The organism is Calothrix anomala FACHB-343 (assembly GCF_014696435.1).
Classification (GTDB): domain Bacteria; phylum Cyanobacteriota; class Cyanobacteriia; order Cyanobacteriales; family Nostocaceae; genus Aulosira; species Aulosira anomala_A.
Map to the genome: position 1 here is coordinate 1 of NZ_JACJQG010000115.1, position 18,646 is coordinate 18,646.

The window sequence follows — 18,646 nt, forward strand, 5'->3', positions numbered from 1 at the left end:
GTTATTACCCGAAACTTCAGAAACCTTTATCTACCTTGCTATGATCCGTATTATGGTGAGGCGGCTAGCATAAAATTTGACCCCTAAAAACTTTTCAAACACCCTCTAAGCATTCCCAAAACATTTGGCTACCACTTAATCGGAAATCGCAAATATTAGCAACAATCGCAGCGCTGATAGCTGTTGTATTCCAGATTTACTTTTGGCATGGTCGGTTAGTTCATCCACAACCTTCTCATAATACTTCTACTCCTCATGTATTGGAAAACCAGGCTAGGTAAAGTATACCAGTCCAAACAGGTGCTGAGTTACTTGAAGTTCCTAATAGTGTTGAATTGCGTGTAAGTTCTACAGGGAGCTAAAACCAATGCTTATTCAAATGTTATCTGAAGATCCAATTCGGTACTTGCGAATTGTTGCGATCGTGATTATCTCCGTAACGCTACATGAACTTGCTCATGGTTTTGCCGCCTTGAGCCAAGGAGATGATACACCTCGTAAAACCGGGCACATGACGCTCAATCCAATAGTTCATATGGGTTGGGAGTCGATAATTTTCTTAGCTATTGGTGGGATTACTTGGGGACAAATGCCTGTAAATCCCAGGAAATTCCGGTCTGCTAAGTGGGGAAATATCCTAGTATCGGCAGCAGGTCCGTTATCGAACTTGGCTTTGGGGATATTATCGATTGTACTTTTAATAATTGCGACTCGGTTTGACATTCTCAGCCTTGAGTTTTTTTATCTGGCAGCACAGATAAATTTAGCATTGTGTTTGTTTAACTTGTTACCAATTCCACCACTGGATGGGTTTAATGTTTTTAGAGAGTTCATTCCTCAACTGAAAGTATTAGATGATTACCGGGTGGGAATGTTTGCAATGATGGTTCTTTTTCTCGCTCCTGGGTTGAGTTCGGGATTATATGTCGTGTCAGATCTGTTCATCAGACTGTTTATTGGAATTGATTAATCGGATTTACAGCTTACTTCTAGTGACTTTGGTCTAAATGTCTGGCTTACAAAGGCAGCTAAAACTATCCTTGTACCTTCAGATTACTCTTTTCAGATGTGAGTAAATGCAAAAATAATCAGGCAAAATTTGCCAAATTATAACTTAAAAAGTGAATAATTCGCTTGTAAGCAACCAAGTACCTAACAGAAGCTACTGATTGATAATGCTTCATCCATAATTAAAGTTTTTACCTAATTTACCAGGAGTTTGTTATGAATGCGGCTTTGTTGCATGAAAGAAAAGAAAGACACACCAATTTATGATTGGAGTAGAAACTAGTTTTCGATTTTATAAGTGTCAGGCTTGCCCAACTGGATCATGCGGTTAAGCGCAGCACATTGTAGAAATAACTCGACAGCCTGATTATCAAAAAAGCGTCTTTTCAACTTGCCACCAAAAATGGTTTTAAGTCGAAAGATGGCAGTCTCAGATAAAGAACGGCGATGATAACCAGACTCTTGTTTCCATTGCTTACGTCCAACTTGATTGATCCGACGCAGATTCTCATCCCTGGGATAGAGTCGTGCTTGAGTGTTTGAGTGTTGTTGCATTTTGGCGTTGCTACGAGGTGGAATTGTCGCTTTTGCTCCGCGCTCGGCAATAGTGTCATAACAGTCAAATGTGTCATAGCCACCATCACCAGATACTTGCTCTATGGGCTGTTCAATCTGCTCCAATAAGTCAGGTAGCACCTCACAATCCGCGAAATCATTGGTAGTGACTACCACAGCTAAAATTTCTCCACTCCCCTCATCGACTCCTAAATGCAATTTGCGCCACGTCCGCCGTTTCCCCACCCCATGTGTACGCACTTTCCATTCGCCCTCACCATATACTTTCACACCAGTTGAATCTACCACTACATGAACAGCTTCATCTTTTGGTACTACAGGTAGTTTTACCGACAACTTGCTTAAACGACGGGATAGAGTAGAGTGATCCGGCACTGCTAATTCAATCCCCATAAGCATAAACAGTGATTCTAAAAATCCCTCTGCTTGCCGCCCAGGTAAATGAAATACCGATTGAATCGTTCCCATTGTAGCGATCGCCGTATCAGAGTAATAATTCGATGCTCCCTTTCTCCCCGTTTTTTGCTGGTTGCGCCACTGCTCGATTACTTCTTCGTTTACCCAGAAAGTTATACTGCCTCGTTGCTTGAGGGAAGCATCATAAGCATTCCAATTCTTTACTTTGTACTGGGCTTTCGTCTTCATATGCAGGGCTACGCGGCGAGCGAACTTAGGCGATAGGTAAAATTTACCATTTTGCCTATTCACGCAACAACACCTATGAATGCACAAAAAGTTCTATTATCTACTACGATTTCGTTAGCATTTTCTGGATTTTTATTAGGTTCAATGCATCCTGCTTTAGCTAATGATTGTCAAGCCCAAATACGGGAACTTATTGAACACTCAAAACAAGGAAAATCTACATTTGTTTTAACAACTATTTCCATGCATTCAGCTATAAATCTACTCCCTTCTAAAGCTATATTATACGGTCAAATTCCGAGTGAAAATGACATTACGCAGACCTCTCCTATTGGACAAGTAGAATACGCTAATGGAGGGTTGCGTTATTCTGTTACGGATAACTCTATTGTTGGTGTAATTGCTGGACGTTGGAATACACAAACATGGAATCCACCGTCTACAAATCCAGGAGCGATCAATTCTTTTCTCCCAGGATCGGGCAATCCTTTTGCGCCTTCATCACAAATAACCTACGGAGTTCAAATTACGCCAACAGGTGTGGTTAGCATCAGAACTTTATTGAATGGTAAAAACTTTTTAGGTCGAGGCCCTGTTACTTTCCAAGGTAGTTGTTCAAGTGGACTGATTACAGGAATTGCTAATGGCAAAGCTTATACAGTAACTTTGGGCAAAGGATATATTGCTCCGATTCGCTAGCGAATTAGCGATCGCTCCTCCTCAAATCGCTTGATTGGGCGATCGCACTTGATTCTCGATGACGATCGCGATCGCTCCAAAGCAAACCACTGGAGGAGGCGATCGCACTTGATTCTCGATGACGATCGCGATCACTCCTCCCCAAAGCACTTGATTGGGCGATCGCATAACCCACAATAACTCAAAGCCTTTTCAAAACATCCATATCATTTAACAATTTTATCTATTTGTCTTTAATACTACTTCCCACTAGTCCATACTTTCTGCAATACTTCTTAATGCAATTATCAATGGATAACGTTATTGTTAACTATTTTTTAGAAATACTCGTTTTGTGAGGAGTTGCTATATGAAATCTAGCTGCACTATACGCAGTCTGCTGGTGATATTTGCAATCTGTATTGCAGGGGGAAGCTCATTAAAAGCTCAGGCCGAATCTGGTGAGAACTTGATTCCTATTTTAGCTGAAGCTAATAGTCAATCAACACCTAATTTGACATTAGAAGCAGCTTATCAATTGGCACAAACTTCAAATCCAACCCCTACTCCAGAAGCACCACCGCAGGAAAATTCATCTCAGAAGCCAGAAGAAAAAGGGCATCGTTGCTCAGATATAGACAATTCTACAACACCAAACAACAAGACAATTGAGGTTGACGGTATCCAGATCACAGGTATTAGTGCTTTTAATAAACCAGATATTGAGAAAGCTTTTCAGAACTATAAGCCTGATAGAGAAGAATCCAAACCGCAAGAATCTGAACCAGAAGAAAAACTGAGAGATGCTATTATTAAACTGTATTTGGATAAAAACTATATAAATACAACAGCCTATTGGGATAAGGAGAAAAAGGAAATTAGAGTCACGGAAGGTCGCATCCGATGGATTGAAATTCTGGGAACTCGAAGGTTAAATTCTTCTTACATTTGTAGTCGAGTGAAACGTGGCGTAAGTATACCTCTCAACACAGCTAACTTGGAAGAGTCACTGCGATTATTAAAAGTTGATCCACTTCTAGAAAATGTCGAAGCTAGTTTGCGTAAAACAGGAAATGAAGGCGAAACTGATTTAATTGTGCGTGTGAAAGAAGCAGACTCTTTTGTTAGTAGCATTGGTGTAGATAATTATTCTCCTCCCAGTGTAGGCGGGGAAAAATTTAGTGTTGATCTGCGCTATCGTAACTTAACTGGTATTGGGGATGAAATTGCGGCATCTTATTCTCGTTCATTTACCGGGGGTGCTGAAATTTTTGATTTCAGCTATCAAGTTCCCCTCAATGCTATGAACGGAACTTTACAATTGCGAGCAGCTCCTAACCGCAACAGAATTACTCAGAAACCTTTTGATGAGTTTGGTATTAGAGGAGAACAGGAAGTTTACGAGATAAATTATCGTCAGCCGTTAATTAGAACTCTGGAAGAAGAGTTTGCTTTATCTGTTGGTTTTACTTACCAAAGTGGTCAGACATTCATATTTGACCTACCTGACTTTTTTGGTCTAGGCCCTGATGAAAATGGTGTCAGCCGTACCAGTACTATTAGATTTAGTCAAGATTATATTCGACGGGATAATCAGGGAGCCTGGTCATTTGTCTCGCAATTTAATTTTGGTATCGGCTTGTTGGATGCAACTACCAACGAAGCTCCTATTCCCGATGGTCGCTTTTTTAGTTGGTTAGGTCAAATACAGCGCGCACAGCAAATTGGAAACAGAGGTGATAATAACTGGCTGATTATCCAAGCAGAGCTTCAACTAACGCCTGATAGTTTACTACCATCCCAACAATTTGTGATTGGTGGGGGACAATCTGTCAGGGGCTATCGTCAAAACGTGCGATCGGGAGATAATGGATTTCGTCTATCTGTTGAAAGTAGAATGACAATTCAACGTAATTCCTCTGGTAATTCGACACTAACACTAATCCCATTTATTGATGCTGGATATGTTTGGAACAAGTCTGATAATCCTAATCCTCTACCAAATCAGACGTTTTTGGTAGGCGCTGGTTTAGGTTTACAGTGGGAGCAAGTTTTGGGATTTCCAGGATTAACTGTCAGGTTAGATTATGGATTTCCTTTTATTAATTTAAGCGACAGGGGTAGTAATATCCAGGATGATGGCATTTACTTTAACCTGCGCTATAAACTGTAGTAGATGGGAAATGGAGAGTAAAAATGTGAAATTTACAATTCTTTTTTTCTCTCCATCAGAATTACCAGGGACTACCAACCATTGTAAAGCTAGCCCAGTAATAAGGATGCCTCATTTTGTGGTCTATTATACCTGGTTGTAAGTCGAGATCAATTTGAAATTGTTTATCCTCTGTTAAGCGTAATTTTCCGTTTTCATAGCGCACATCTCCTTTCAATACAGCGATTTGTGCTCGACGTAATGCCTCTGCCTTATATGTAACTTCTTTAAGATTTAGCTGCCGATAAAATTCAGAAAATAGTGCTAAAGTTCCGAAAGGATTTACTTTCCATAAACTTCCTAATGCTGACTTGACTCCAGCTTTAGCAGCCAAACCTGCGAAACCCAACTCAGAATCTTCATTTCCCAAAATAGTTTGACAGGCATCTAGCACCAACAGTTCCGCGACTGGATTGTTAAATTCAACTTCACCAATTTGATTAAGTGTCAATCTTTCGTTACCCGAAAATTGAATATAGGATTTGTTTAAACTATTTATACCAGCTTCAAAAGAGGCATGGGTTGCCAGATGTACAATTCTAAAAGAGCGCCGTTCCGACCTGAGATTTTCTATGGTAAATTGCTCTTCGGGCAATTTTTTGCCTTTCCACAAATCATTAGTTATATTGTCTAACAGTAAAGGTACGGTGGGTAATGGATCTGCATCGGTAAATTGCGACGATCCCATTGCTAGAACTTGAAATTTTTTGATATTTTCGTAGCGAGTATCTGTCAAGCTTAGGCTAGGCATTAAGCCAATACTATAGTCCTCTACTAAGTAATGCGGCTTTTCTGGATCTTCGGATACGGACAGGGCAGCAAATGGTAAAGAACGCAATTTAGCATCAGGTATGAAAACTAAATTATTTATATTTTTCTGTTTTAAATCTTGTATCAAATCTCCTATTATCCATTTGTACAGTTTGTTAGCTAGAGGAATATAAGATTCTTCCTTGTTACTGCTATCCCCTATAAGATTACCAAAATGAAGAGCAGCGTTTACCACCTCACTACACGTCGCTTCTATTGACTTCCGAACAGGACTTCCTTGAGAAGTAACAATTAGAAGTTGCAGTTGATAATTTTCTTTACCTTTGGGACATTCATCTGAATTTTCAGATTGATTATTAGCATTAACACCCTGAGCATTAAATTGCCAGATAGTCTTTTCCTGTTTTGATTCTGGAAGTAATTTCGGCTCCGTTTGTACTCCACCTGGCTTCGAGGGCGGAACAAAAGTGATATAGATGATAGCTGGTTTTGCACCAATTGTACCATTCTTAGCATTACTAGTATTTGACTCAATATTGGTGAGCATATTTTGAGCTTCTTCCAAACTGATAGCCTTGGCAGGACTTAACCCCAGCTTTGTTTCAAATTGCTCTGTAAAACCTAGCTCCGGACTGCTCCTAAAAGTCCATTGGTCTTGGAGTTGATTGTTGTTTAAATTAGCAACTAAATTTCTAGCAATATTCGGATCGATATTTTGTGGTTTTGGTAGTTCACAGGATGCAACTTTACACTCAATTTCTGATGCTGGTGTGGTGACTAAGCCTATATCGCCTTGGCTGTAAGGTCCAAGGAAACTTTGAATTGGAATAATTGAATTTCCATCACCAGTAGTAATAGCCCCTGCCGTACCATTTCTGCTGGCGTTGCCTACAGAAAAACGAATAAACCTCTGTCCACCTCCGTGGCGAATTATGGCAGAACCACCACCATTACCACCTGCGGTAGAAATGCTCGCGTTAATACCATTTTGGTCTGTAAATGTGCCAGTGGCACGGAATAACCTCTGGGTTGTAATGTCAACATTACCACCTGTGCCATTAGTGCCACCTTGAGCGTTGATGTAGGTAACTTGAACATCACGCTGCGGGTCGATGGTGACGTTACCGCCATTGCTGATAGCAGAACTAGAATTGATGATATCAGCGGTGATACTGTCACGGGCGATGAGGGAAATTAAGCCGCCATTACCAATAGTGTTGCTAGAGTCTAGGGTTGCTGGGGCGTTGATGGTTGTTCCTTGAAGGTTGATATTGCCACCACTAGTAGTTATGGGGTTAGAAACTGTTAGTGTGCTGGGACTGGTAAGACTGAAATTACCACCACCCGTGACTACAGAACTCAATAAATTAAAGTCTCTACTGAGAGCAAGGTTAAAACTTCCACCTCCGGTATTGAAGCTGTTTGGTAACAGGACATTGTTGGGGGCGGTGACGTTACCCAAGATAGTGTCGGCTCCTTGAGGTAAAATACCTGCTGAAAAGTCTATTGTGTTTGGAGTATTGACGGTGAGTGAACCACCACCTAATCCTGCTCCTGAACCATATAAGATGGAACCAGTAGTGATGTTCCCATTGGCAGAAAGGTTAATGGCACCACCATTGCCTGTTGTAGAGCTAGAGTCGAGATTTCCGGTGTTAATATTATTCTGACTGGTGATAGTGATTGGTTGTCCTGGATTGACAATATTACCAACAGTAATTTCGTTAGCTTCTAGGATAAATGGGAAATTACCATTACCAAACAAAGTACCGCCGGTATGGTTAATTGTATTGGCACGAAGTGTTAGCGGAGTGTCAAACCTAGCGTCACCTGTGAGAACAATATTGCCATTGCCATTAGAGTTAATTGAGCCGCTTTTGTAGAAAATTCCCTCTGCACCGTTAGTCCCAGTACCAGTTAAAGAAATACTTCCTTGGCCAACAGATTCCACTATGCTATTGACATAGTTATAAATACCATTTTTTTTCTCAGATCCATTACCAGCAATACCTGTCAAGGTTATATTGCCATCATTCGATCTAATTGTGGAAACTCCTGATGTTACTGTATCCGAACCCAGCTGTATTCCGTGGCTTCCGACTGTTCCATCCCCACCTGTTCCTTCTAGGGTAATATTTCCTTTGCCAGTAGATTCGATTAAGCTACCATTGCCTTGATTAGACCCAGTACCAAGAACAATACCTTCATTGGAACCATCACCACCCTGACCTTTGAGAGTAATATCTCCATCCACTGAGCTGATTGTTGCACCGGCTGTTAAACCAATCTGTATTCCCCAACTGCTATTACCATTTCCACTAATATTACCAGTGCCACCGATTCCTTCTAGGGTAATATTTCCGGTTCCTGCTGATTTTACAGAAGCAGAACTATTTAACAGAATTCCGGTCTGTCCGCTTCCGGAGCCATTTCCAGCAGTACCTGTCACTTTAATGTTCCCATCTACCGAGGAAACATTTCCTTGAATCTCTACTCCGAGAACTTGGTCTGTTCCTTTTCCACCATTACCGATGATGGTAATATTTCCCGATCCAGTTGACTGTACACTATCAAGGTCACCGATCACAATACCCCTGTTATACCTGGCAGTTCCGTCCTTACTACCAGTACCATCTAAGGTAATATTCCCTCTGCCAGTCGATTCCACAACTGCGTTCCTGATGAGAGTGATCCCATCATTTCCTTCTCCCGTACCATTACCAACGCCAGTTATGCTGATATCTCCATCTACCGAACTGACTTTGGAGCCTAATGACATGCTGATTCCACCACCACTGTCACCTCCTGTGCCTTTCAAGGTGATTGTTCCAGCACCAGTGGTTCTTAATTCACTCCCCTGTAGAATAATACCTGCATTGCTACTAGCAGTTGTTCCTCCTATACCTGTGAGGTTAATGTTGCCGCTACCTGCGTCAATAATGGTGCTGTTAAGACTAATCCCATAGTTAACAGTATTATTTCCATTAGCAACAGCCGTAAAACTACCACCATTTGTATTAATTACTACAGGTCTTCCGAAGATCGTCAGCGCACCATCACTCCTGAGATTAACGTCTCCTCCGTTTGTTGTGATGTTGGAATTAACATTAATGTTATTTTTTGCCTCCGCAGTTAGCCCTACCCCAGCAGCACTGATGTTGATTGGTGCATTGAAGTTAATATCTCTATTCGCCTGAAGGATTATATTACCTGTAATGCTTTCCAGTCGTGTGCTGCCAATTTGGAAGTCTAATCCGTCCCCATCTGCAAAGAAAATTGCCCCAAGCGGGTCATTTTGATTTGGTGCATTAGCATTTAACTGAGCATCTTCTCTACCAGAACCTGCGACAATATTAATATCTTGTGGATCAAACAATACCGTCCCTAGTTTACCCGCAGATGCCCCAACATCAGCATTACCTGAAAAGGCGAGGTTTTTCTTCCCTGATATTTCAATAAACCCACCATTGCCAAACAGGTTACCACCCCTAGCCCTAGAATTACCATAAAATCCTGTCGTCTCATCTGCCCAAACAATAATACGCCCGCCATCCCCACTGGAAAGCGCATCTGCATTAATTACCGAATTACTGCTCACAAAAGTCCGCAAGGCATTAGGTACACTACCCTTACCCTGATAATCGCCACCGATTCTTACATTACCACCACCGTTAGTACCGGAAGCATTAACCTTAGCGGCAACTAACCCAACTCGGTTTCCCAAAATATCAACGCTACCCCCAGTTTTCCCCGATACATCAAAGCTGCCCGATGCAATGGTTGTACCTGGAGTAGCTGGAATACTAACATTAGTTTGGGCATTGTTTTGCAGATTTGAATTTGGCAGTTGCAGCGTACCATCAGCATTAGCAGTCACTCCCAAATTAAGCCCCTTTACTCCAGTTGTTAGCAACTTCGGCAAGGCATTAACCGGAATTGGCCAATTATTGGGTAAGTTCCCACCTTGGGTAATAGGTTCAATTTCCAAACTCAATACATTCCCCGGTATACTCAACCTGACCAAATTTTCTCCCGGTACAGCATTGACGAGGATTTTACCTTCTGGTGCGGTCAATTTCCCCGTATTTACAACAGTGCCACCCAGTAAATTTAAATTCTGTCCCGTCCCCACCGCCAACTCGCCAGCATTGACGATCGCTCCCGGCTGCCCCATTGTAAATGCAAAGTTGCTGGGGTTGCCAATTAACGTTGCATAATCGTTGAAACCCGCAGCATTAAACCACTGTGAACCAAATTTTATACCATTAGCAGTAGTAGCGGTAAAGCTTCCAGGAACGTTAAGTTGGGCATTGGAACCAAAAATAATCCCTGCTGGATTCATCAGGAAAAGGTGAGAATTACCACCGCTAACCCGAATTAAACCATTAATTACCGAAACATCGCCACCAGTAACCCGACCTACAATGTTCCGAATTTCTGGATTTGAGAGAAAATTAGCTATTTGCCCTGAGTCAAGACCAAATCTTTGAAAACTGTGAAAAAGATTCGCCTTGTCCCCGGAAAATTGCCCACCCGTAATGTCAATTCGATTACCATTAGGTGTAATGATGGTGTTAGTACCGTCGTTAGCGGGCGTTATTTGTGCTTTTACCTCAAATGCGGTGAGAACTGCAACTAGAGGAGTTGCTATTAGCCAAAAAACAATTTTTCGTAATAAATAATTCATCGTATATAATTGGCAGTTTATCATTTTTTAGAAGTAACTATTTTCATATTTAGTGGATTTTTGCAGCCTTTGTTTTATCAGCCCCAAGTTATTCAGCTTGGGGCATATATCGAATTTTTCGGAATAGGGTTACTGCGGTCCTGTTATTATTCTTCCGTTAGGGGGACTAGAACTGGTATTGGGCTGAACATCATCAACTATGGGCTTTGAGCCAAGATCTGGGAATTTAAAATCAAAATCTTTTATTAAATCAGCCCAGGCAGTATTTAATGCTGAATTATTTCCATCAGATCTGCGGCTATTTCCCAGAGTTGTTAAGACATCTAACCAAATGCCATTCTCCGCATAAATTTCAGCTTTATCTTGAGGTTTTTTAGCTGCTGCTAATTTCTTTTTGACTTCATCATTAATTGCAACTCTTGTGAGTCTTGCGGTAACAATAAAGCTGCTGCCTCTACCTGCTACTGATTGGGGGTCTTTACAGTAAAGGGTAAATCTGAAGCGATATTTTTGGTTCACTTCTAGAGATACTTCATTTTGCGGCAACCTAACACCGATCACCCCTGGTCGTGTATTATTTACTGTTGGCTTCGTGTCGTATACCGTGTTTCCTGCTGCGTTTTCTATTTGAAATCTCATTGAGTGATACTCACCAGCTTTATGAGGAATAAAAAACCAGAATGTTGGTTGAGCTTCTGTTGTCAAAGTATCTGTATCATAGGGAGGTACTAATGCAATTAGATTGTCTCCATTATTTTGAAGAACATCATTGCAAGGTCCTTGAGTACCAGTTGGTATACGTCCATTAGGCGTTCCATTTCCTGTACCTCCACCTGGTGGGTTTAATGGTTGTGGTTTTTTCTTCGATGCCTTATTAGTAGCACTGCTCAAATTAACATTTGCTTGTATTTGAATAGATACAGCACTAGTTGTAAAACCAATCAGCAGCCAAAACAGAGTAAGGCTGAATATTTTCCAAGATTTTGTTGTGGTTAAATAATTCATTACTTGTGTAAGTAATATACTACATTTTAATACTGGTTTTTTACCAAGAGATTAGCAGCAATAAATACGACAATTCCTCCAGTAATCAGCGTAATAACTGACGGAACTAAAGGCATCCATCCTCCCTGTAATAAAAGCAGGTAGCAGCTTCCATATAAAACAATAACTGCGATCCCTGACGCGAATAAAATGACTATTTTTGACCGAAAAGATAAGCTAATTATGCCACCGACAAATGCCCATATACCTGCCCAAATTATTTCACCAAAATCGGGTAAATACCACAGCAGAGGTCGTTTATCAAGTGCAGCACTGAGAAGTTGACTTAGCATATGAGCTTGAACTTCAACACCTGACATTTTTTGATATGCATTTTCACTATAAGGTGTTAGGTGAAAGTCATTATAACTGTGGGCGGTTGTTCCAATCAAAACGATTTTATCTTTGAATAAATCTGGATTTAACTTGCCATTAATTACTTGAGAAATTGTCAGTTTTTTTGCTATTGAATCTGTAGCACGATAGTTCAAAAGCAATTGGAAACCTCTAGCATCAATCTGACTATATCCTCCTGCGCTAGACTCCAATATTTTGTGGATAAAATCGCCAATCTGAACATGTTTACTGTTGTCATTTAAATCAATTGGAACAGCTTTAGGCTTTAAATTTAGGTATCTGTATGCGAGGAGGAAGTTAAAAGAGTACTTTGATTCGCAATTAGATCCTGAAGGTGGACTTTGCGACAATAGATTGCGGCGAATTCTACCATCGGCATCAACAGGGGTATCGTTAAATCCTACTCGTTGCCAGAAAAGGTCTTTATCTTTGAGTAAGTCAGGAGGAGGTTTGATGCTTGCTTGATCTTTGTCGCCACCGAAGCAAATGGTGATAAAGCTATGATTCTGTTGATAGTGCTTAGACAACGCTTTATATTGAGGTTCTATAGGCATCCACCGATAAATATCTAGCCCAATCAAAGCAGGTTGATACTGCTCTAACTTATCGAGTAGTTGATTGAGAGTACCATTCGATAATGATCCTCGCCCATCTTTTTGAGCTTCTATCTCGGTTTCTGTATTTTCAATAATTAACAAACGTGGATCTGGCCCTTCAGTTTTAGGACGCAACCTCATCAGTTGGTCAAATGCCTTCAATTCCCAAGATTCTAAAAACCCGAATTGCCGTACCCCCATGACTAATGCCAGTGTAGCCATACTACCAATCACCAATGCGGGGAAACTGCGTCTGAAATTTGTGACTATAAACTCAACAGTAGAGTCTTTACGTAATTGCTCCCACTTTAGGGGTGATACCACTGGATTTTGAAAAATCACTGGCAACCAAGAAGCACAGGGAAACCTGCTCTCCATGCCTTTCAAGCGTTCCCGTGCTTCTCGCACAGCTAAGTAACAGGATTTTCTCTGAGAAAATCCTTTGAAGAAATACTGCAAAAAATTGTGGGCAACTTCATCAGGTATAGATTCTCGCATCACAATGATTTGAGGTATATTCAACTCAGCCAATTCATGTGCTAAACCCAAACCGTCACAAGAGTTAAAAATTGCCAACTTCAACCCGTTATTAATCGCAACTTTTAATGCATGTTTCAATTGAGCAATTGTCAACTTATCCTTTTCATTAATGTTGATATGCCCTGTTAGATGATTGGCTTCACTAGAGCTATGTCCCGCAAAAAAGAGAATGTCCCACTTCTTGTCCCATAAAATATTATTTAAGTCTTCCGGCTTCGGCTCTTTCGGAAGAGTCCACAGATGCACACCATCAATTTTCTTAATTAATTCCCAATCTTTCTGAGTATCAATCCCATCACTAGCTCCTAAAATTCCTAATATTCTTATTTGCCGTGATAGTGGCATGGAGGCAAACTTAGGATGCTTCCAAAACTGTGGAATAAAAGCAACTTCAGCTCGATCGTAATCTTCTAGAAAAGCCCATGAATGCCAGGGTAATGTCCGCAGTCCTGGGTCATCAGTTTCTATCAAAATCCGAATTTCTTCATGAAGATTGAGTTTTGTTCGCAATTGTTCATCAATATCTAGAAATGAACCTGACTTAATCCAAGCTTTCATCCAAGAATTGAAAGTCTCTTGAAACTGCTGACACAAATCACTAAATTCTCTTTCTGAAACACAAGTTATATCATCTGTTTCAATATCGAGCCGAGTATTGCCGTTAGAGCGATGCTGAAGCGCGTCATAAAGAATTCGCCACCGTTTGTAGAGTTCAGGAAGTTTTGGTTCAGGTGGTAGGCTTCCTCTCAATTTCATCGCTAACGATTCTCTGTCGTCATCTGAAATCTGCACTGTTACAACTGGAAACCCAGTTCTTAAATCGCCCCCCAGGAAACTGAAAATGATTTTTTTACTCATTGTTGTGCTTTTCTAGGTATTAGATGACAAAATCTTCTGTAACTCTGGCTTCCCCAAAAGTAACTTGGACGCTAAAAGATTCACCCACTTTTCCTTTAAAGCGTTTTAGCTGAATATAGTTATCCTGTTCTCTTGAGTCAACTTCTTGCTCAAGCTTTTCAGTCACAACATCTTTGGCGGTGGAAACTAAAGCTAATTTCAAATTCTGAGGTAAAAATCTTTCTTCAGGCGTGGGATGCAGTTGTACACACACACTCACTCTTTCTTCATTCTCAGGGGCGATCGCAACTAATAAAACCACAGATTGAGAGCGCAACTGAATTCCCAAGTCAATTAATTTAGCTTTTTTCACCCCATCTTCTTGTTCAGCCCTTGACTTTCTAACATAATTTCTTTCTAAAAAAACTTCAGGGTTTTGCCACAAGGATTCGAGTGCTTCAACGCTTTCTTGAAGCCACTTACTCAGTCGAGCAGGTTGCTTGTGAGAAGGATCTAGTCGTTGGTTATAAAGTCTTTGTCGCCATTCATCTTGTGCCAGCAAAGCTCCCCATATTGGGAAGGGAATTTCCAACCGGGGAAAGGTGACTAAAGGTTTACTAAGTCGTTCAATCAGGTTGTCAGCTTGGGATTCAAGTATAGTTTGCACAGGTGCGATCGCCGCCCTAGTCTGTTCATTAATGCAGCGTTGTCGGATCACCGAAAAAGTAGTAAGGTCTGTGCTTACCTGTTGTGCATCTAGGAAATAGAAGCGATCGTCAGGGTCATAACTACCTAGGGTTTTCAACTCCAGATGAGTAGCATATCCCCAAACTCTGAGACTCTCAGCATCTAAGCTCACCTCTACTCCTAAGTAATAATCCCCTGCCCAACTGGGAATATCTACCCATTCTTGAGGTATTTCCAAATCGTCCTCAATCACCTCAGTTGGAATTAACACCAACCGTTGATTGGCGATCTGAATAGCAGACCCATTGACAAACTCCCATACCGCAGAGGCTGCCTCAGGAATAAGCCAGCTAGTAGCTTCTGGAGCTTCTTCAGTGCGTATCCAATCTAAAATCAGACTCAGGCAAAGTTGATTGAGATAGGCATTCCAGCATCTACTATCTGTTGTATGAGCCTGACTTTGCCGCCAGTACTGTTCTTGTAAATCTGGTGGGATTTCAAACCACCATTCAGTAGATTCTGCCAGTGTAAAAGACATTTCACTTTCTCCTGCGGCTACGACAAATGGGATTCTAGTTCGCAACAGCGAATCTTCAACCATTGTTTCAAGATTGCGCTCATACTGTTTACTTGGTTTGGTGTTGGTGGAATGTTCACTCTGCCTTCAACTTCTGCACAAGTTTGTCCCCAATCCACCAATGCCAGTAAGAGTACTGTTTGTGCTTTATGCACTCGTTGCTGAACCCAGCAATAAGGTTTGTTTAAGTCTTTGGCAATTTGCTGTAACGTGAGATTTTGGCAGTAGTAAAGCTTTAGTACCAGCTTCCACTCTGGTTTTAGCCTAGATATTGTTTCAATTAATACATCATAAATTTGAGTCTGCTGGTTTTTCCGAAGCCACTCATCCTCCGCTGCAATCCACTGAGTTATGAGCGAGTCAGATGGATCTGGTAACTCAACTTCTTCATCAAAAACAGTGCATGGTGAAGAATACCAGTATTTTCTGACGATTCTCTCTGTTTGTAGCAACCATTGCTTAATTATTGTTGCATTACAAGACTGACTAGGTGGAGATAAATTCAGCCTCTCGCTGTTGTAAATATTGGCAATGGATTCCCATTGTTCAGCAGTCGGTTCTGGTAAACGATTGGTTCCTCCCCGTTGTCTGGGGACGTATACTTCCTTAAAGCATTTCCAGGCTAAACAATATTGGGTAATTTGCGCTGTTGTTAATCCTTGCTGCTCTAGGGCTTCCAGCAATCGCTTTTTACCAATCCGTCGTAACAGTGACCATTCAGTACAAAGTGCTGCTTCTCCTTCCTCCCGTATATGATTTCTCAATACGTTCAGTAACACTGTCGCTGCAAAACTTTTCAGTGTACCTGCTTGGGGATTAAATTTTGTTAATACAGTTTCAAAGTAAGTGTGTGAATCTTGAAAATAATCTTCTAAATTGCGTTGGGGACTCGTAAATTTTTTTAATATTTGCCCGGCAGTCCAGTACATCGGCTCTTGTAGATACGCAAACAGATGCATTCGCGCCAAATCGGTCTTGTGTTCTTGCCACAACTCATGCCAATGTTTTACCCAAAAATTTTCTGGATCTGACTGGTCTGGCTTAGTAGTTTCCAAACAACTCTGCATACTTTGACGCAGATTGGAATCTGGTATCCAATAACCAAAGCGACCTGCTTCTAGATGGATGAAGGTAGAAAACATCTCAATGAGTGTTAGACGAGGGCATATTCCCATAAAAGTTCTTCTGTCAAGAGTAGGGAGCTTAACAAAGGGGATAATAAAGTCACAAGCGTTGCAGAAATAGAATTCTCAGAGACAGTGGTAAAACTACGGTTGTCAATCAGACAACTCAATGTTATAAAATCTTGCCATGATTCTACCAGGAATGGCTCAAGTCTCAACATAATTTCTGAGAGTATGTTAAAAAGAACTGTACATATCCTTAGCCATACCTAGTAATCAAGAGTATATAAACGATTTTTACCTAATTGTAAGAAATATAACTATAGATTCAACTTTATAGTTTGTATAAACTGTCAGCGTTTAATATCTGGATAAGCCAAACTTTTATGGGCACTGGACAAAATAGAGACAGAGAAATCACTCGATCCCTTGGGTTTACCAGCCACAAAGAGCGGATTTACGCTGACCTAATGGGTGAACATCGCTTGCGACTACTCAATTGCTCCCTTCAACAGACCGAACAGATTACCTTGTTTTCACTACTTGTGAAGGGCTGTGCAATCACTCACCATAGATGAGTCGCTAACACAATTTTTAGCTACATCTGTTTTTCTGTTATCAAGGTTTTGACACCAAGACACATGAAACCTATCAAAAAACCGGAACTATTGATTGTCAAAAAGTCTGTTACTTCACAGCCAGCACTTGAGGAAGTTGCTCCTTCAGAGACAGTCCCTGCTGATGAACCTATCATTAACCAGCAGCCGGATTTACAGGTAGAAAGCCAATCAAGAGAATATCTTCACGTCTACGCTCCAGTGCAAGATACTCCAGTTCTCCAGTCTGTGGGTAACACTGGCTGGCAGGTTTCTGACATCTGGCGAGATTTACGTATTGATAATTTTTGTGATTGATATTGTCTCTATGCTTACTTGCAACAACTATTGTACTTTTGTATAGTTGCAATATAGGACTAGTGTTGATTTCTAAAACAACTCCGTACATTTGAAGAGACATACTAATCAAAATCCGCGTATTGAGGAGGGCTAACTCCAATGCGCTTGCTAATTCTGGGATATTTGCCCGCAGGGGCCTTGTCTAAGATGTTTGTGACGTTAATCTGGTGCCACCAATCATCCCCAAAATCGAACCAGTAACCAAAAGCCTCATCAATTGATAAGCTTAGATCAGCAATTGAAGTACTAGAAACATCGCCTGTAGGCGTTGGTGTCAAACCAGAACTGGAAAATGCTTGTTTCAAACCGTACCTTCTGGCATTTGGATCTTGCGGGCCATTTCCGCCAATTTGAAATTCATACATATGCTCTTCTTCGCGGTCGAATGCCTTGAAGATGATTTTATGAAGCTCCTGCAAAGTATTACTGCCTTTAATCTCAATAGTTCGAGACACTACTGGATTATCAGCAATAAACTCCTCGGTAATGGGGCCACCAATTAAAAATACATCCAGTACATATAACCCATCTGCAGAAGAGTTAACTACTTTTTTAGCAACATTTTCTGATTTTTTAGTTTTACCCATAATTTTGGTTCTTCAGGACTTGTTATGCTAAACTAACAGCTAAAATGCCAACTCAATAAGCACCTAATTCGGAAATTTTCAAAGTTTCTAAAACCGTAACCAGAGCGTTTAATGAGCTTGAGTTTATTATTAACGCCTTCCACAACACCACTGGTTGTACCATTGTCAAAATAAGCGATTATCTCATCCAACCAACGAATAATAGTATTGTTGCTACTGGGAAAATATTTTTTAGCTTTCGAGAGCCACATACCTAATTTAAATACTCCGGTATACCAATCGTCTGTTTGATTGAAAATTTTTCTAATTTTTTCTTTGAGTTCATGCATTACTTTGAGAATAGGAGATACATTTTTAACTTGAATAAGTTTATTAGCTTGTTCTTCAGTTAAGTTATCTTCATTTTTCAAGAGGGAATATTTGCTATTCTTCAATCCGGCAATTATTTGTTCATATTCCGCTTTATCAGCAGCTAATTCTGCTTTTTTGATTAATTCCTCTACATTTCGTTTTTCGGTTTTTCTTTGTTTATCTAGCTCTTGATTTATCTGTGTCATTACATGAAATCTATCTGCGACTACTTGAGCATTCGGCATTAATTCTGTTACTAAATTTTTATAGCCCTGCCACAAATCTATACTTATTTCTTCTATTTGTTCTAAGAGGGTGTTTGAAAAGTTTTTAGGGGTCAAATTTTATGCTAGCCGCCTCACCATAATACGGATCATAGCAAGGTAGATAAAGGTTTCTGAAGTTTCGGGTAA

The 18,646-nt window shown here is 40.6% G+C and carries 12 protein-coding genes and 1 pseudogene; 4 read left to right on the forward strand and 9 right to left on the reverse strand.

Features of this window, described 5'->3' with window-relative positions; translation table 11 throughout:
* Window positions 1–367 precede the first annotated feature (367 nt).
* Complete coding sequence (locus H6G08_RS35695; protein ID WP_190551862.1) at window positions 368–970, forward strand: site-2 protease family protein; 603 nt, start codon at window positions 368–370, stop codon at window positions 968–970.
* 317 nt (window positions 971–1,287) lie between these two features.
* Here H6G08_RS35695 and H6G08_RS35700 read toward each other — a convergent pair whose 3' ends face one another.
* A complete protein-coding gene (locus tag H6G08_RS35700; protein ID WP_190551883.1) occupies window positions 1,288–2,229 on the reverse strand; it encodes an IS5 family transposase in 942 nt (313 codons plus the stop codon).
* 75 nt (window positions 2,230–2,304) lie between these two features.
* On the opposite strand from H6G08_RS35700, the gene H6G08_RS35705 reads away from it, so the two are divergent.
* Window positions 2,305–2,928: a hypothetical protein gene (locus H6G08_RS35705; protein ID WP_190551864.1), complete on the forward strand. Its 624-nt coding sequence runs from the start codon at window positions 2,305–2,307 to the stop codon at window positions 2,926–2,928.
* A gap of 21 nt (window positions 2,929–2,949) precedes the next feature.
* Here H6G08_RS35705 and H6G08_RS35710 read toward each other — a convergent pair whose 3' ends face one another.
* Window positions 2,950–3,096 carry a hypothetical protein gene (locus H6G08_RS35710; RefSeq protein ID WP_190551866.1) on the reverse strand — a complete coding sequence of 49 codons (147 nt, stop codon included), beginning with the start codon at window positions 3,094–3,096 and terminating at the stop codon, window positions 2,950–2,952.
* 181 nt (window positions 3,097–3,277) lie between these two features.
* Between H6G08_RS35710 and H6G08_RS35715 the strand changes: the two genes are divergently transcribed.
* Window positions 3,278–5,080 carry a ShlB/FhaC/HecB family hemolysin secretion/activation protein gene (locus H6G08_RS35715; protein ID WP_190551868.1) on the forward strand — a complete coding sequence of 601 codons (1,803 nt, stop codon included), beginning with the start codon at window positions 3,278–3,280 and terminating at the stop codon, window positions 5,078–5,080.
* A 61-nt stretch (window positions 5,081–5,141) separates the two neighbouring features.
* On the opposite strand, the gene H6G08_RS35720 is transcribed toward H6G08_RS35715, so the two are convergent.
* The 5 genes from H6G08_RS35720 to H6G08_RS35740 all read right to left on the reverse strand — a co-directional run bounded on the left by H6G08_RS35720 (window position 5,142) and on the right by H6G08_RS35740 (window position 16,357).
* Window positions 5,142–10,577, reverse strand: a complete 5,436-nt coding sequence (locus H6G08_RS35720) for a CHAT domain-containing protein (protein WP_190551870.1) — start codon at window positions 10,575–10,577, stop codon at window positions 5,142–5,144.
* A 129-nt stretch (window positions 10,578–10,706) separates the two neighbouring features.
* A complete protein-coding gene (locus tag H6G08_RS35725) occupies window positions 10,707–11,582 on the reverse strand; it encodes a DUF928 domain-containing protein (RefSeq protein ID WP_190551872.1) in 876 nt (291 codons plus the stop codon).
* A gap of 26 nt (window positions 11,583–11,608) precedes the next feature.
* Window positions 11,609–13,972, reverse strand: a complete 2,364-nt coding sequence (locus H6G08_RS35730) for a CHASE2 domain-containing protein (protein WP_190551874.1) — start codon at window positions 13,970–13,972, stop codon at window positions 11,609–11,611.
* Window positions 13,973–13,991: 19 nt separating this feature from the next.
* The gene (locus H6G08_RS35735) at window positions 13,992–15,176 is read right to left on the reverse strand and encodes a DUF1822 family protein (RefSeq protein ID WP_190551875.1); all 1,185 of its coding nucleotides are present in this window, start codon (window positions 15,174–15,176) and stop codon (window positions 13,992–13,994) included.
* Between the two features lie 17 nt (window positions 15,177–15,193).
* Window positions 15,194–16,357 (reverse strand): sigma-70 family RNA polymerase sigma factor, encoded by a 1,164-nt coding sequence (locus H6G08_RS35740; RefSeq protein WP_190551877.1) that lies wholly within the window; start codon window positions 16,355–16,357, stop codon window positions 15,194–15,196.
* Between the two features lie 623 nt (window positions 16,358–16,980).
* Between H6G08_RS35740 and H6G08_RS35745 the strand changes: the two genes are divergently transcribed.
* Window positions 16,981–17,253 carry a hypothetical protein gene (locus H6G08_RS35745; RefSeq protein WP_190551879.1) on the forward strand — a complete coding sequence of 91 codons (273 nt, stop codon included), beginning with the start codon at window positions 16,981–16,983 and terminating at the stop codon, window positions 17,251–17,253.
* A 104-nt stretch (window positions 17,254–17,357) separates the two neighbouring features.
* Here H6G08_RS35745 and H6G08_RS35750 read toward each other — a convergent pair whose 3' ends face one another.
* Together H6G08_RS35750 and H6G08_RS35755 are read right to left on the reverse strand one after the other, a co-directional pair.
* Window positions 17,358–17,882 (reverse strand): plasmid pRiA4b ORF-3 family protein, encoded by a 525-nt coding sequence (locus H6G08_RS35750; RefSeq protein ID WP_190551881.1) that lies wholly within the window; start codon window positions 17,880–17,882, stop codon window positions 17,358–17,360.
* Between the two features lie 32 nt (window positions 17,883–17,914).
* Window positions 17,915–18,547, reverse strand: a pseudogene (locus H6G08_RS35755) (ISL3 family transposase); the annotation flags it as partial.
* Window positions 18,548–18,646 lie beyond the last annotated feature (99 nt).